The sequence below is a fragment of the Pantoea sp. 1.19 genome (genome assembly GCF_001922585.1).
Taxonomy (GTDB): domain Bacteria; phylum Pseudomonadota; class Gammaproteobacteria; order Enterobacterales; family Enterobacteriaceae; genus 1-19.
On the sequence record NZ_MRBS01000009.1, the window covers coordinates 49,698 to 64,468 of the forward strand.

Below are 14,771 nucleotides of genomic sequence, written 5' to 3' on the forward strand. Positions count from 1 at the left end.
GGGCTGCACCGGCGCGCGACGGGTATGCCGCCGCGCGCTCAGCGCGTCCCGTTTTCATCTTTCCGATCGCGACTCAGCAGCGACAATGCGGCCTCGCGCGCCGGTTTTCCGCAATACAGAACCTGATAGATCTGTTCGGTAATGGGCATCTCCACGCCCAACCGGGCGGCCAGCGCTTTCACCTCTTTGGTGTTGCGATAGCCCTCGACCACCTGACCAATGACCGCCTGCGCCGCATCCACCTCCTGCCCCTGCCCCAGCATCATGCCAAAGCGGCGGTTTCGGGACTGATTATCAGTACAGGTCAGCACCAGGTCGCCGAGTCCGGCCATCCCCATAAAGGTGGTGGCATCGGCTCCCAGCGCGGCCCCAAGCCGGCTCATTTCCGCGAGTCCGCGGGTAATCAGCGCGGTGCGGGCGTTGGCGCCAAAGCCAATACCGTCCGACATCCCGGCACCAATTGCGATCACGTTTTTAACCGCTCCGCCCAGCTGCACGCCGATGACGTCCGGATTGCTGTAGACGCGAAAGCTTTTACCACAGTGCATCCGCTGCTGCAGATCGTCCGCAAAACCGGCGTCCGTCGCCGCCAGCGCGATCGCCGTCGGCATGCCGGCGGCCAGCTCTTTGGCAAACGTCGGCCCCGAGACCACCGCCAGCGGAATGGCGTCGCCCATGATTTCGCGCGCCACGTCCTGCAGTAATCGTCCGGTCTCGCGCTCCAGCCCTTTTGTCGCCCAGACCAGGCGCGACGCTGCGGTCAGATGCGGCTTCAGCTGCGCCAGCACCTCGCCAAAGACGTGACTCGGCACCACCACCAGAATATCGCGACTGGCGGCCACCGCTTTTTCCAGCTGACTCTCCAGCCGCAGCGTGGCGGGAAAAGGCACATCCGGCAGAAACGCCGCATTACAGCGCTCGGCCTCAAGGCGGGCAAGATGGGTGGGATTATGGCCCCACAGCACCACCGGATGGCCGTTGCGGGCCAGGGTGATGGCGAGAGCGGTGCCGTAAGATCCGGCACCGATAACGGTCATAGACGCGGCGTGATTGGCCATTCAGGCATCCTGCTGTGCGGCGGTTTCCCCGGTCGCTTGCTGCTGCTGCAGGTAGTTCATAAACAGCGCATCAAAGTTCACCGGTGCCAGGTTCAGCTGCGGGAAAGTACCGCGGGAGACCAGGCTGGTAATGCACTCGCGCGCATACGGAAACAGAATGTTCGGGCAGTATGCGCCCAGGCAATGTGCCATCTGGTTGCCATCGATACCGGCAATGGAGAAGATTCCCGCCTGCTGAACTTCACACAGGAACGCGGTCTCTTCACCCAGTGAAGCGGTCACGGTCACGCGCAGCACCACTTCGTACACATCGTCAGCCAGCTGGGAAGAGGCGGTGTCCAGATCCAGCTTCACTTCCGGTTCCCACTCTTTCTGGAAAACCTGCGGAGCGTTTGGCGCTTCAAAGGAGATATCTTTAGTGTAGATGCGTTGGATCTGGAATGACATCTCGCTGCTGTTTTGTTCAGACATAGTTCTTTTCCTGTGCGTTAATCATCATCCTTGCCCGGCAAGGAGAAGCAGTATTACGTCAGATGACGCGTGACGCTACGGCGAAGAGGCTTCACGCCTCCTCAGGCCAGCAGCGGATCCAGTTCGCCACGCGCGTCCAGCGCATGGAGATCGTCGCAACCGCCAATGTGGCGATCGGCAATGAAAATCTGCGGCACCGTTGTCCGGCCATGGGCGCGGGCGATCATCTTCTCACGCCCCTCGGCATCGCCATCAATGGCGATCTCGTTATAAGTGACGCCTTTCTGCGCCAGCAGAGCCTTGGCCCGATGGCAAAATGGACAGGTTGCTTTGGTATAAATATCAATCTGGACCATCTGTCGTCTCCCGATTACTTACCGCGCACCAGCGGCAGGTTGTCACTGTTCCAGCCGGCAATCCCTTCTTTCAATACCGACACGTTGTTAAAGCCGGCCTGGCTCAGTTTAGCCGCGGCTTCACCGGCGCTGTGGCCGGAGGCGCAGACCACAATCAGCGGCTGAGCCTTGTGCTTCTCCAGCTCGCCAAAGCTGCCCTTTTTAATGTCCGCCGCCTGCACATTCAGCGCATTGGAAATATGGCCTTTGCGATACTCATCGCGCCCCCGCACGTCCACGACCACCGCGTCTTCTTTATTGATCAAGTGCGTGGCCTGGCCACGGGAAATGGTTTTTACTTTGGAGAACATGCCTTTAAAGGTGGTCACGATCACCAAAATCAGCAAAACGACCCATGCCAGACTGAGAATGGGGTGGTTGCTAACGAATGGCATAATTTCTTGCATGGGGGGTAACGGCTCCCGTCAGGGTTAATAAGCGAAAATAAGGGTTCTGAGTATACCTGCGCCACCTTTCATGTACAGTCACCTGACCGGCTCAGGCGCAATTTCTGCCGTAAAAAACAGAAAAAAGTGATCTCATCCGGCGAGGCCTCGTTCCCGGCTGGCGCCCCGGCCCTCTGCCCGGCGGCGAAGCGACAACGCGTAGTGTAAACAAAGATTTCACCGCTCAGGATGGCAAGTTGGCGCGAAACCGCCCATTATTGTGCGTATCGCAGCGTCGTGAGCCGCAGGACGCTCCACCGACGCGCAAGCGCTCAGCAAACCGCACCAGGAGATGTCACTTATGGAAATGAAAACCCGCATAGGCTGGCTGGTAAGCGGCTGTTCATCGTGGAATAATTGCGCGCTATGAGGGATAAACCGACACTTTTTCTGCGCCGCGCCGTCCGGCTTGCCGCTCCCCGCACCGCCCAGGCGCGGCGACTCTGCGCCAGCGTGCTGTGTGCCGGATACTTGCTGCTGCCCGCGCTGTCGGCGGCCAACGACAGCCAGTCCCAGCTGAAATCGATCCAGCAAGATATCGCCGAAACGGAACAGCGGGTTAAAGCGCAGAAAGTGGCGCGCAGTAACCTGCTGGATCAGCTGCGCAGTCAGGAAAAAATCATCGCGCAGGCCGCCCGGCAGCTGCGCGATGCCCAGCAGGCCCTGGCGACGCTCAATAAAGAGATCAGCGCGCTAAATGCCTCAATCACCCGGCTGGAAAGTCAGCAAACGCACCAGGAACAGCTGCTCTCTCAGCAGCTGGATGCCGCGTTTCGGCAGGGCCAGCATGGCAGTATGCAGCTGATATTGGGCGGAGAAGAGAGCCAGCGCAGCGAGCGCATTCTCGCCTACTTCGGCTATCTGAACGCGGCGCGACAGCAGACAATCGGCGACCTGCAACAGACTCGCCGGCAGCTGTCGGCGCAGAAAGCGGAACAGATTGAAAAACAGGCCCGCCAGCGCCAGCTGCTGGACGGACAGAAACGCCAGCAGCAGAAGCTGGAATCGGCCCGCATCGCGCGGCAGAAAACCCTCACCACGCTCGAATCCGCTCTCGAAAAAGACCAGGCCGATTTGGTGGAAATGCGCCAAAACGAAACGCGCCTGCGCGATAAAATTGCCCGCGCGGAGCAGGCCGCCCGCGCCCGCGCCGAGCGCGAAGCCGAGCAGGTTCGCCAGCGCCAGGCGCAGGAGAAAAGCAAAGGTTCAAGCTGGAAGCCCAGCGCCAGTGAGCGGTCGCTGATGGCGCGTACCGGTGGCCTGGGTCGCCCAGCCGGCCAGGATATCTGGCCGGTGCGCGGCAGCCTCGCCCACCGCTTTGGCGAAACCCTGCAGGGGGAGCTGCGCTGGAAGGGATTGGTTATCAATGCCCCGGAGGGCGCCGAGGTAAAAGCCATCGCCGATGGTCGCGTACTGATGGCCGACTGGCTACAGGGCTATGGTTTGGTCGTGGTGGTAGAGCACGGTAAAGGCGACATGAGCCTGTACGGCTACAACCAGAGCGCGCTGGTCAGCGTGGGCGCGCAGGTGCGCGCCGGCGAGCCCATTGCGCTGGTCGGTACCAGTGGCGGACGCGGCACGCCGTCGCTCTATTTTGAAATTCGCCGCCAGGGGCAGGCGGTCAATCCACTTCCATGGTTAGGACGGTAAGGGTGCAGAAAACAACGTGCGTCCGCGCACTGCTAGCGGGGCTACTGTTTAGCGGTTCGGTATGGGCCGGAAAGTTAGCGATTGTGATCGATGATTTTGGCTACCGGCCAAAAGAAGAAAACGCGGTACTGCAAATGCCGCCGGCGATTTCGGTCGCGGTACTTCCCAATGCTCCCCACGCGCGGGCGATGGCGGAAAAAGCCCATCAAAGCGGGCATGAAGTGCTGATTCACCTGCCGATGGCCCCGCTCTCCAAACAGCCGCTGGAGAAAGATACGCTGCGTCCGAACATGAGCAGTGCCGAAATCGATCGGATTGTGCGAGAGGCAGTGAACAAGGTGCCGCACGCGGTCGGACTGAACAATCACATGGGCAGCGCCATGACCTCCAGCCTGTTCGGCATGCAAAAAGTGATGCAGTCGCTGGCCGGCTATCAGCTCTATTTTCTCGACAGCATGACCATTGGCAGCAGCCAGTCGGTCACTGCCGCCCAGGGTACCGGAGTCACCGTGCTGAAACGCCGGGTCTTTCTCGACGACAGCCAGAATGAAGCGGAGATCCGCAAACAATTTACCCGGGCGGTGAATCTGGCGCAGCGCGACGGCTCGGCGATTGCCATCGGCCACCCGCATCCGGCGACGGTGCGCGTGCTGCAGCAGATGCTGCCGACGCTGCCCGCGGGCGTGGTGCTGGTGCGACCGAGTCAGCTGCTTAATGAGCCGGTACGGCCCGATCGCCGGCCGCCGGCGGCCACTCAATCGGCCAATCCGCCACCACGCCCGGCAGTGAAGCCCGCCGGCGCGGGGCGCCAGTGCCGATCGTCACGGCCGCTGATGCCGGTAGCGGACCGCCGCGCACTGGAAGTGCTCACTGACAGCATGCGCGACAGCCACTTTGCGCAATCGCTGCGTCAGCGTATATTTCCGCGCTGATGCTTAACGCGCAGGCCAGTTGAGGATCACTTTTCCCGACTGGCCGCTGCGCATGGCATCAAATCCCTGCTGAAAATCATCGATGTCGAAGCGATGGGTAATCACCGGCGTCAAATCCAGACCGGACTGAATCAGCGCGGCCATTTTGTACCAGGTATCAAACATCTCCCGCCCGTAGATGCCCTTAATGAATAATCCCTTAAAGATGACCTGATTCCAGTCGATGGCCATCTCCTGCGACGGAATGCCCAGCAGCGCAATTCGCCCACCGTGATTCATGGCCGCCAGCAGCGAACGGAACGCCGGCGGTGCACCGGACATCTCCAACCCAACGTCAAAGCCCTCGGTCATGCCCAGCGCCTGCATCACGTCTTCCAGCCGCTGCTCCGCCACGTTGACCGCCCGGGTCACGCCCATCTTCCGTGCCAGATCCAGTCGGTATTCGTTCACGTCGGTGATCACCACGTGCCGTGCACCAACGTGTCGACACACCGCCGCCGCCATGATGCCGATCGGCCCGGCGCCGGTAATCAGCACATCCTCCCCCACCAGGTCGAAAGAGAGTGCGGTATGCACAGCATTTCCGAAGGGATCAAAAATCGCGGCGATGTCGTCCGGGATAGCATCCGGAATCTTGAACGCATTAAACGCCGGGATCACCAGATATTCTGCAAAACAGCCCTGACGGTTCACGCCCACGCCCTGCGAATTGCGGCACAGGTGCGTGCGGCCGGCGCGGCAGTTACGACAGTGGCCGCAAGTAATATGGCCTTCACCCGAAACGCGATCGCCAAGGCGGAAGCCGCTTACTTCCTGACCGATGCCGACCACTTCGCCCACGTATTCGTGGCCGGTTATCATCGGGACCGGCACGGTCTTTTGCGACCAGCTGTCCCAGTTATAGATGTGCACATCGGTACCGCAAATGGCGGTTTTACGCACCTTAATCAGCAAATCGTTGTGACCCGGCTCGGGAATCCCCGCTTCCGTCATCCAGATACCTTCTTCTGCGTGCAGCTTGGCTAATGCTTTCATCCTCGGTTCCTCAGGCGATAACGCCCAGTTGTTTTCCTATATGGGTAAAGGCGGCAACCGCCTGCTCAAGCTGTTGATGGCTGTGGCCAGCGGACATCTGCGTGCGAATGCGCGCCTGCCCTTCCGGCACCACCGGATAAAAAAAGCCGGTAACAAAAACCCCCTCTTGCTGCAGCGCGTGGGCAAAAGCCTGGGTCAGCGCGGCGTCGCCCAGCATCACCGGGATGATGGCGTGGTCGGCACCGGCCAGGGTGAAGCCGGACTGGGTCATTGCGGCGCGAAACCACGCCGCGTTTTGCCACAGCCGCTGACGCAGGTTATCGCTCTCGTTGAGCAGATCGAGCACCCGCAGCGACGCCGCCACGATGGCGGGGGGCAGCGCATTGGAGAACAGATAAGGGCGGCTCCGCTGCCGCAGCCACGCCACCACCTCCTTTTTACCGGCGGTATAGCCACCGGATGCCCCGCCCAGCGCCTTACCCAGCGTGCCGGTAATCAGATCCACGCGCCCCATCACGCCGCAGTGTTCATGGGTGCCCCGGCCGCCGCGCCCAACCACCCCAACCGCGTGTGAATCGTCCACCATCACCCGCGCATCATACTGCTCAGCGAGATCGCAGATGCCCTGCAGGTTGGCAATCACGCCATCCATCGAGAACACGCCGTCGGTCGCAATCATCACGTGGCGCGCTCCGGCGGCGCGCGCCTGCTGCAAACACGCCTCCAGTTCGGTCATGTTGTTATTAGCGTAGCGGTAACGCTGCGCTTTGCTCAGTCGAATACCGTCAATGATGGAGGCGTGATTCAGGGCATCTGAAACGATCGCATCCTCTGCGCCGAGCAGGGTCTCAAACAGTCCGCCGTTGGCATCAAAGCAGGAGGAGTAGAGGATGGCATCCTCCATGCCGAGCCAGGCCGCCAGCCGCTGCTCCAGCTGCTGGTGAATGTCCTGAGTGCCGCAGATAAAGCGCGCCGAGGCCATACCAAAGCCGTAGCGGTCCATTGCGGCTTTCGCCGCCTCAATCAGCGCCGGATGGTTTGCCAGCCCGAGGTAGTTATTGGCACAAAAATTCAACACCTCTTTTCCTGCCACCGCAATGCGCGCCTGCTGCGCCGTGGCGATCGGCCGCTCTTCCTTAAAAAGCCCGGTCTGCCGCGTCGCGGCCAGCTGCGCTTGCATCTGCTGATAGAAGGTGGCTGACATGAATATTCTCCGTAACCGGCAATGGTTACGCACAGACTACGGAAAAGCCGGCAAAACGACGACAATTCACGGCGAAGAATGTGAGATTTGCAGCATAAATCCCGCCTTGAGGACAGGCTGACGGGTCGTTACGGAGTCATCTGGCTGCCGACAGCGCGATCCAATGGTATGATGTCAGGCATTCGTGCGTGAAACGTGCGGTTTCACCCCAGCCATTTTGAGGTAGAGGATTATGATTATTGTCACGGGCGGCGCCGGCTTTATCGGTAGCAACATCATTAAAGCGTTAAACCAACAAGGCTACCGCGATATTCTGGTGGTCGATAACCTGAAGGACGGCACCAAATTCGCTAACCTGACGGACCTTGATATTGCCGACTATATGGACAAGGAGGATTTTCTTGTCAATATCCTCGCCGACGAAGACTTTGGTGACGTAGAAGCAGTTTTCCACGAGGGTGCCTGCTCAGCCACCACCGAGTGGGATGGCAAGTACATGATGGACAATAACTTTCAATACTCAAAAGAGCTGCTGCACTACTGCCTCGAGCACCAGATTCCGTTCCTCTACGCCTCCTCCGCCGCCACCTACGGCGGCCGCGACGCTAACTTTATCGAATCACGCGAATATGAAGCGCCGCTGAACGTCTACGGCTACTCCAAAATGTTGTTCGACCACTACGTGCGTAACATCCTGCCCGACGCGCAGTCGCCGGTGTGCGGTTTCCGCTACTTTAACGTCTACGGACCGCGCGAAGGCCATAAAGGCAGTATGGCCAGCGTGGCTTTCCACCTCAACACTCAGCTGAATAACGGTGAAAATCCCAAGCTGTTCGAGGGCAGTGACCAGTTCAAGCGCGACTTCGTCTACGTTGAAGACGTTGCCGCAGTCAACCTGTGGTTCTGGCAAAACCGCGTCTCCGGCATTTTCAACTGCGGCAGCGGCCGCGCCGAATCCTTCCAGGCCGTGGCCGACGCGGCGCTGCACTACCATCAGAAGGGCCAGGTGGAGTACATTCCTTTTCCGGCCAAGCTGAAAGGGCGCTATCAAACCTTCACTCAGGCCGATCTGACTAACCTGCGCGCGGCCGGCTATGACAAGCCGTTTAAAACCGTGGCCGAGGGCGTGGCGGACTATATGGCCTGGCTGAACCGCACCGCGTAAGGATGCCCGCAACGCGATGAAAATACTGGTGATCGGCCCATCATGGGTGGGCGACATGATGATGTCGCAGAGCCTTTATCGTACGCTGAAGCAGCGTTTTCCCGACGCGACCATTGACGTAATGGCGCCCGCGTGGTGCCGCCCGCTGCTGGCGCGAATGCCGGAGGTCAACGCCGCGCTCGCGATGCCGCTGGGTCACGGTGCGCTGGGGCTGGGCGAACGCCGGCGGCTGGGAAAAGCCCTGCGCCCGACCGGCTACGATCGCGCTTATGTGCTGCCCGGATCGTTTAAATCCGCGCTGGTGCCCTTCTTCGCCGCCGTTCCGCAGCGGATCGGCTGGCGCGGCGAAATGCGCTACGGCCTGCTCAACGATCTGCGCGTGCTGGATAAAGCCGCCTTTCCCCTGATGGTAGAGCGCTATGTCGCGCTGGCCTGGGATGCTGCCGATATCCACAGCGCCCGCGATCTGCCGCAGCCGCTGCCGTGGCCGCGCCTGCAGGTGAGCGACGACGAGATCCGCGACGTGGCGGCGGCCTTCGCCCTGGCCGGCGATCGCCCGGCGATCGGGTTTTGCCCCGGCGCGGAGTTTGGCCCGGCTAAGCGCTGGCCACACTATCACTACGCGGCGCTGGCGCAGCGGCTAATTGCCGCCGGTCATCAGGTTTTATTGTTCGGCTCGGCAAACGATGCCGCGACCGGCGACGAGATCGTTGCCGCGCTGCCGGCGACCCTGCGCGCGCACTGCCGCAATCTGGCCGGTAAAACGCAGCTGGAGCAGGCGGTAGTCCTGCTGGCTTTCTGCGAGGCGGTTGTGAGTAACGATTCCGGCTTAATGCATATCGCCGCGGCGCTGGATAAACCGCTGGTGGCGCTTTACGGCCCGAGCAGCCCGGACTTTACTCCGCCGCTTAGCGCGCGCGCGCGGGTGATCCGGCTTATCAGCGGTTACCACAAAATTCGCCGGGGCGAGGCGACGGAAGGCTATCATCAAAGCCTGATCGACATTCAGCCCGAGCGCGTGATGGCGGAACTGAGCGACCTGCTGACGCCGCCGCGCCAGGAGCACGTATGAAGGTATTGATCGTAAAAACCTCCTCAATGGGCGACGTGTTACACACGCTGCCCGCACTCACTGATGCCCTGCGCGCGCTGCCTGATATTCGCTTTGACTGGGTGGTTGAAGAGGGGTTTGCCCAGATCCCCAGTTGGCATCCGGCCGTCGAAGAGACGTTACCGGTGGCACTGCGCCGCTGGCGTAAAAACTGGTTTGGCAGCCAGACACGCGAAGAGCGCTTTCTTTTTAAGAAACAGCTGCAGGCGCGTCAATACGACCGCATCATTGATGCCCAGGGGCTGGTGAAAAGCGCCGCGCTGGTGACCCGGCTGGCCAGAGGGAACAAGCACGGCCAGGACAGCCGCAGCGCCCGCGAACCGTTCGCCAGCTGGTGGTATGACCAACGCCACGCGATCCCAAAGCAGCTGCACGCCGTTGAGCGCACGCGCTTACTGTTTGCCAAAAGTCTCGGTTATCCCCGACCGGAAACGCGCGGCGATTACGCCATTGCCGGCCACTTCCTTGCCGCACTGCCGGAGGATGCCGGGCGCTATCTGGTGTTTCTACACGCCACCACCCGGGATAACAAACACTGGCCAGAAAGCCACTGGCGCGAGCTGATTGGCCTGCTCAGCCACAGCGGCTACCGCATCAAACTGCCGTGGGGTGCCGAGCATGAGCACCAGCGCGCGCGGCGCCTTGCCGAGGGCTTCAGCCACGTGGAGGTGCTGCCGAAACTCAGCCTGGAGCAGGTTGCGCGGGAGCTTGCCGGCGCCCGGCTCGTGGTGTCGGTGGATACCGGCCTGAGCCATTTGACCGCCGCGCTGGATCGCCCCAACATCACGCTCTACGGGCCCACCGATCCGGGCCTGATTGGCGGCTATGGCGATAATCAGGTGGCGCTGCGCCCGCCTCAGGGCAATGCCATGAGTGATATCACCGCCTCAACCGTATTCAGCACGCTGTCCGTTCAGCTGTCGTAACGCCCCGGAGTCATTATGGATGCCTGTCCGTTATTAAGCGTGGTTATCACCGCCCACAACAGCGAGCGCTGGCTGCAAGCCACGCTGGATTCGATCATCAATGCCCTCACCCCGGCAGACCTGGAACAGTGCGAATTCATCATTACCGATGACGCCTCGGCGGACGGTACGCCGGCGATCATCGCCGCCTTCACCGCACGCTACCGGCACGCTTTCGCCTGGCAAACCCAGTTTAAGAACATCGGCAAAGTGCGTAATTTTGCCGTCGCCCGGTGCCGGGGGCAGTATATTTTGATGATTGACGGCGATGATCGTCTGATTGCCGCCGGCCTGAGCCAAAAACTGGCGCACCTGCGCACCCATGCGCCGGATATTTACATCAACCGCCTGATTGAGATCCCGGAAGATGCCCCGGAACCGGTCGTCACCTTGCAGCCGGTGGTGACGCTGGACCGCGATGAAGCGATCACACGCTTTCTGCTGCATCGGGACTATCAGGGGCACGTCATTGGCCAGTTCTTTCGTCGCGACATGTTACGGCGGGTCGCTTTTCCGGACTACGTCTGCTACGAAGATGCCTGGGTTTTTCCTCAGGTGCTGATGCACAGCGAAAAGATTATCTTCTCTTCGCAGGGATTTTACCTTTACCTGAAGCGCACTGGCAGCCTCTCCGTCAGCCTGTCGGCCGACAAAATCCACTGTCTCTATGCCACGCTGGAAAACCTCGATGCCTGCCTGCCCGACAAATTCAAAAATTTAATCCACTGCCACTGGATTGATTTTGCGCATCGCCACTACGGCGAGCTGGCTGAGCCGCTGAAAGATCTCACCCGCCGCCGCCTGGGCGAAATCGACGCCTGGCGCTTTTACCGCGATAGCAACGTTCGCCTGAGTCAGAAACGAAAATTTTATCAGGTGAAAAAAAAGGCGCGCTAAGCGCCTTTTTAGTGCCGCGACGGAGCGGGCGTGCGCGAAGGCGGCTGATGCCACGCCACCAGCGCGATGATCAGCAGCGTCAGCATAATGGTCTGCTCCCGACTGGCAAAGATCACATCCGTCAGGCCGCAGATCATCAGCCCAAGTACGGCGGCAAACAGCGGCGGATTGTGCTGCACTCGGGCGTAGAACAGTAAACTGAAATAGAAAAAGAGCAGGACCATTGCCCCCGGCACCCCCATCAGGCTACCGACCTCAATCAGCTCGTTATGCAGATGCACATTGACATAGTCGAGCGCACTCTGGTCTGCGTGGCGGGTTTTGACGTAGTTTTCTGCGTACTGCCAGCGCTGTTCCAGACTGTTGCCCAGCGGATGATCCGCGATTAAATTTACGCCAATCCGCCACATGGCCAGCCGGCTGGTCAGCGAGCCCTGCTGGTTGCCGTTGGTGTTTTCAAAGCGCTGAAACTCGCTGATGGTCTCATCCATCTTAGGCTTGATCACCGTCTGCCAGCTGAGCGCCGCCACCACAGCGATACTTACCAGCACCATTAACAGTGGCTTCCAGCCCACGTGGCGCAGTTTGATCGCCCCGACAAACAATATGATCAGCGGATAGGTGGCCATGACGTTGCGCGTGCCGGTCTGAAAAATGATGTAGTAAGAAAAGACAAAAATCAGCAGCGACGCCACCAGCGTGAGCCGGTTTACCGCTTCGTACAGCAGCAGAAAAATCAGCGCCGCGCAGAGAATGGAGTAGTCATAAGCGGCATTGGTGGCGCGGCCCAGGAAGAAGTCAATGCGATCCACACCGTGCGCGTCCTGCCAAAAGCCCACCGCGGTCGCCAGCAGAAAGGCCGCAACCAACGCATACCTGACCGCTTGGCGCGTCGGCGCGGCGTAGCGGTGCATCACGCTGAACAGGTAGTAGCCAATCACGGCCGTAAGCAGCAGCCGCTTGCCGGTTGCCAGATAGGCATTAAACTCGTCCCACGCCGGATTGCCGATATAGTGCCAGCCAAACCAGATAAGATCGCTGGCGCCCAGCAGCAGCAGGGGCGCAAGCACCCACCAGTAGTGGCGCTGCAGACGCTGAAAGTCATAGCCGATCCCCAGCACCGACAGGTAAAAAGCCCAGTAAAAGGAGACCTTGGCCGCCTTCACGCTGAGGAACATCGACACAATCGAATAGAGCATCAATCCCAGCACGAGAAAATAGATAGTCCTGCGGTAATCTTTTAAAGCCATCAGTACAGACATAGCGTTTCCAGTCGTGGGGAGAGAATTAACGGCCCAAATTGCCGGCGTCGCACACGGCGGCGATCGCCTCGGGCGTGGCAATCGTGCGCATCGCGCGTTCGGCGCGGGCGCCCTCGTTCAGCGCCGTGCGCACCCCGTACAGTACGCGGTGACGTTCGACCTGTTGGTAAGGCCCGCTGGAGGAGGGCTCCTCGGTGACGAACAGGCACACCGTCGGCACTTTCAGGGCGATTGCAATGTGCATCGGTCCGGTATCGCCGGTCAGCAGTACGTCAAAGCGGTTAATGGTCTCGACCAGCGCCGGCAGCGTGGTGTTGCCTATCTGATTATCGATACGCGACTGCAGCTCGGGGCGCACCAGCGCCATAAAGGGATCGACCAGGTGCTTCTCTCCCGGGCCGCCAATCAGCACCACGCGCAGCTGCGCATCGCGCGCCAGCAGGGTATTGGCCACGGTGGCAAAATGGTCGGCCGGCCAGCAGCGCTCCGGCGAGGACGCCCCCATCTGAAAGCCCAAAATACGCGTCGTCTCTCTGGAGGCAACCGGTGCCGGCCACTGCGGCAGCTTCATGGCCACATCGCGAATATCGCAACCCAGCGGGGCAATCAGCTCCAGCTTGCGCTGGATCAGATGGCCGCGAAAGCCGATGGTGTAGTTAGTCAGCCACTTATTCATCGGCGCCACATCATCGTGATAATTATCCCGAAACACAAAGCGCGCGCCCGACAGCACCGCGCTAAGGTAATCGTACGGTGGATGGGAATGCAGAATCACCGCCAGGTCCGGCGCACCGCGGTCGCGCAGCGTCCTGACCAGCGCACCTACGGTTTTGACTTTACTGTTCCAGTAGACCACCCGGTCCCAGTCGCGACCGCCGTCAAAAAACGCCTTAAACTTTGGATGCGCTACCAGCGTAATGCGCGCGGCGGGAAAACGCTGGCGCAGCGCATAAATCGCCGGGGAGTTCATCATAAAATCCCCCAGCGCCGTCGTGGAGTAAATCACGATGTTGTTTAGCGTGTCGGTGACGCCCGGCTGCCGGAACGCCTCGCGCGACGCCAGCAGGTCGCGCTGCCCGCTGCGGGCCCGTAAGAAGAGATCGATTGCGGTATATTTCCATGCCTTACGCATCAGGCTTCCTTCACTCTCTGATAATACTCTGCCAGCGTCATGCCCACCGTGCGTGAGGCCAGCCAGCGGAACACCTGTTCAAGATCGTCATATAAACGCTCAATGTCGGCGGCGGTCTGAAAGCCGGGGCTGCCGCCGGGCATGAACTCGGACGAGTGCAGCATAAACTCCACATAATCGGCACCGCCCGCCAGCGACTGTTCTGCCACCCGGATCATCTCGCGCGTGTTACCGCCGGTCGGGCGCAGCCAGCTCACTTTAGGCGAGCGGCGCTTGCCGCGCAGTGCATCGCTGATGGCGCGCAGGCGATTAACGAACGGCGAATACTTATACTGGATACTCATCGGCACTTCCAGCAGCGGCGACGCGCCGGGGCGGGCGATGTTTTGCGGATCAATAAACCACGGGCGGTCCGGGAAATGGCGGTAGTCGCTGCCCCCCGCACCGTGCGGAGAGCCGGGATTGCTGCGCCAGTCTACGCGCGGCGTGACGGAGCAGTCTACCTGATAACCCAGTTCGATCAGGATCGCGGCATAGGCCTCGTTAAAGGCCCAGCGTCCGGCCCGATGGCTGCGCATGGGAGTCTGGAAGGTCTCTTCCAGCAATCGGGTCATGTAAATCACTTTGTCGCGCAGGACGTCCGGCGGATACTCAATCAGATAGGGTTTATGCCGCCAGTCATCGCCGGTCAGATCGTGCTCGGGCGGGCTGTGCCAGGCGTGCAGGTGCATACCCACCTCCCCCTGGCCGCGGGCAATCACATCCCGCGCAAAATCGACGTACACCGGATCGATGGCCATCTCATAGTTGGTCAGCCACGTCGGTTTAAAGCCGTATTTTTCACACAGCGACTGAAATCGCGGCAAAAAACGGGCGTTTTCTGTAGCAATCGTCCGGTGGTTTTGCCAGAGATTGTCGCCTTCGGTGTCGATAGTGATGAGAAATGCAGGTTGCGTCATGATCCCCATAACCTCATTAAATAGTCGGAGTATGTTACGCAGGGCAACCAGACAGCGCAAAGCAATTTAGCCGCAGGCGGTCGGGAATC

15 protein-coding genes are annotated in these 14,771 nt (G+C 60.3%); 6 read left to right on the forward strand and 9 right to left on the reverse strand.

Annotated elements, in window-relative coordinates:
• Window positions 1-38: 38 nt before the first annotated feature.
• The 4 genes from gpsA to BS626_RS15475 form a co-directional block, all read right to left on the reverse strand.
• Window positions 39-1,058 (reverse strand): NAD(P)H-dependent glycerol-3-phosphate dehydrogenase, encoded by a 1,020-nt coding sequence (gene gpsA, locus BS626_RS15460; RefSeq protein ID WP_075183285.1) that lies wholly within the window; start codon window positions 1,056-1,058, stop codon window positions 39-41.
• On the reverse strand, window positions 1,059-1,529 hold the full coding sequence (secB, locus tag BS626_RS15465; RefSeq protein ID WP_075183286.1) for a protein-export chaperone SecB: 471 nt from the start codon (window positions 1,527-1,529) through the stop codon (window positions 1,059-1,061).
• A gap of 101 nt (window positions 1,530-1,630) precedes the next feature.
• The gene (gene grxC, locus BS626_RS15470; protein WP_075183287.1) at window positions 1,631-1,885 is read right to left on the reverse strand and encodes a glutaredoxin 3; all 255 of its coding nucleotides are present in this window, start codon (window positions 1,883-1,885) and stop codon (window positions 1,631-1,633) included.
• A gap of 14 nt (window positions 1,886-1,899) precedes the next feature.
• A complete protein-coding gene (locus tag BS626_RS15475; protein WP_075183288.1) occupies window positions 1,900-2,331 on the reverse strand; it encodes a rhodanese-like domain-containing protein in 432 nt (143 codons plus the stop codon).
• A 405-nt stretch (window positions 2,332-2,736) separates the two neighbouring features.
• On the opposite strand from BS626_RS15475, the gene envC reads away from it, so the two are divergent.
• Entirely contained in the window at window positions 2,737-4,020 is a 1,284-nt protein-coding gene (gene envC / locus BS626_RS15480) for a murein hydrolase activator EnvC (RefSeq protein ID WP_075183289.1), read from the forward strand.
• Window positions 4,021-4,022: 2 nt separating this feature from the next.
• Window positions 4,023-4,952 (forward strand): divergent polysaccharide deacetylase family protein, encoded by a 930-nt coding sequence (locus BS626_RS15485; protein ID WP_371328507.1) that lies wholly within the window; start codon window positions 4,023-4,025, stop codon window positions 4,950-4,952.
• 3 nt (window positions 4,953-4,955) lie between these two features.
• Here the strand turns inward: BS626_RS15485 and tdh are convergent, their stop codons facing one another.
• The gene (gene tdh / locus BS626_RS15490; RefSeq protein ID WP_075183290.1) at window positions 4,956-5,987 is read right to left on the reverse strand and encodes an L-threonine 3-dehydrogenase; all 1,032 of its coding nucleotides are present in this window, start codon (window positions 5,985-5,987) and stop codon (window positions 4,956-4,958) included.
• A gap of 10 nt (window positions 5,988-5,997) precedes the next feature.
• A complete protein-coding gene (locus BS626_RS15495) occupies window positions 5,998-7,191 on the reverse strand; it encodes a glycine C-acetyltransferase (RefSeq protein WP_075183291.1) in 1,194 nt (397 codons plus the stop codon).
• Window positions 7,192-7,423: 232 nt separating this feature from the next.
• Between BS626_RS15495 and rfaD the strand changes: the two genes are divergently transcribed.
• The 4 genes from rfaD to BS626_RS15515 are packed head-to-tail and all read left to right on the forward strand — an operon-like array spanning window position 7,424 to window position 11,329.
• The gene (gene rfaD / locus BS626_RS15500; RefSeq protein ID WP_075183292.1) at window positions 7,424-8,356 is read left to right on the forward strand and encodes an ADP-glyceromanno-heptose 6-epimerase; all 933 of its coding nucleotides are present in this window, start codon (window positions 7,424-7,426) and stop codon (window positions 8,354-8,356) included.
• Between the two features lie 16 nt (window positions 8,357-8,372).
• A complete protein-coding gene (gene rfaF, locus BS626_RS15505; RefSeq protein WP_075183293.1) occupies window positions 8,373-9,428 on the forward strand; it encodes an ADP-heptose--LPS heptosyltransferase RfaF in 1,056 nt (351 codons plus the stop codon).
• Window positions 9,425-10,393 carry a lipopolysaccharide heptosyltransferase RfaC gene (gene rfaC, locus BS626_RS15510; RefSeq protein ID WP_075183294.1) on the forward strand — a complete coding sequence of 323 codons (969 nt, stop codon included), beginning with the start codon at window positions 9,425-9,427 and terminating at the stop codon, window positions 10,391-10,393. Before rfaF ends, rfaC begins: the two co-directional genes overlap by 4 nt.
• A gap of 15 nt (window positions 10,394-10,408) precedes the next feature.
• Window positions 10,409-11,329 (forward strand): glycosyltransferase family 2 protein, encoded by a 921-nt coding sequence (locus BS626_RS15515; RefSeq protein ID WP_075183295.1) that lies wholly within the window; start codon window positions 10,409-10,411, stop codon window positions 11,327-11,329.
• Window positions 11,330-11,337: 8 nt separating this feature from the next.
• On the opposite strand, the gene BS626_RS15520 is transcribed toward BS626_RS15515, so the two are convergent.
• The 3 genes from BS626_RS15520 to BS626_RS15530 are packed head-to-tail and all read right to left on the reverse strand — an operon-like array spanning window position 11,338 to window position 14,682.
• Window positions 11,338-12,591 (reverse strand): O-antigen ligase, encoded by a 1,254-nt coding sequence (locus tag BS626_RS15520; RefSeq protein ID WP_075183296.1) that lies wholly within the window; start codon window positions 12,589-12,591, stop codon window positions 11,338-11,340.
• 25 nt (window positions 12,592-12,616) lie between these two features.
• The gene (locus BS626_RS15525) at window positions 12,617-13,723 is read right to left on the reverse strand and encodes a glycosyltransferase family 9 protein (RefSeq protein WP_075183297.1); all 1,107 of its coding nucleotides are present in this window, start codon (window positions 13,721-13,723) and stop codon (window positions 12,617-12,619) included.
• Window positions 13,723-14,682, reverse strand: coding sequence for a polysaccharide deacetylase family protein (locus tag BS626_RS15530; RefSeq protein ID WP_075183381.1), 960 nt, complete (start codon window positions 14,680-14,682; stop codon window positions 13,723-13,725). Before BS626_RS15530 ends, BS626_RS15525 begins: the two co-directional genes overlap by 1 nt.
• Between the last annotated feature and the right edge of the window lie 89 nt (window positions 14,683-14,771).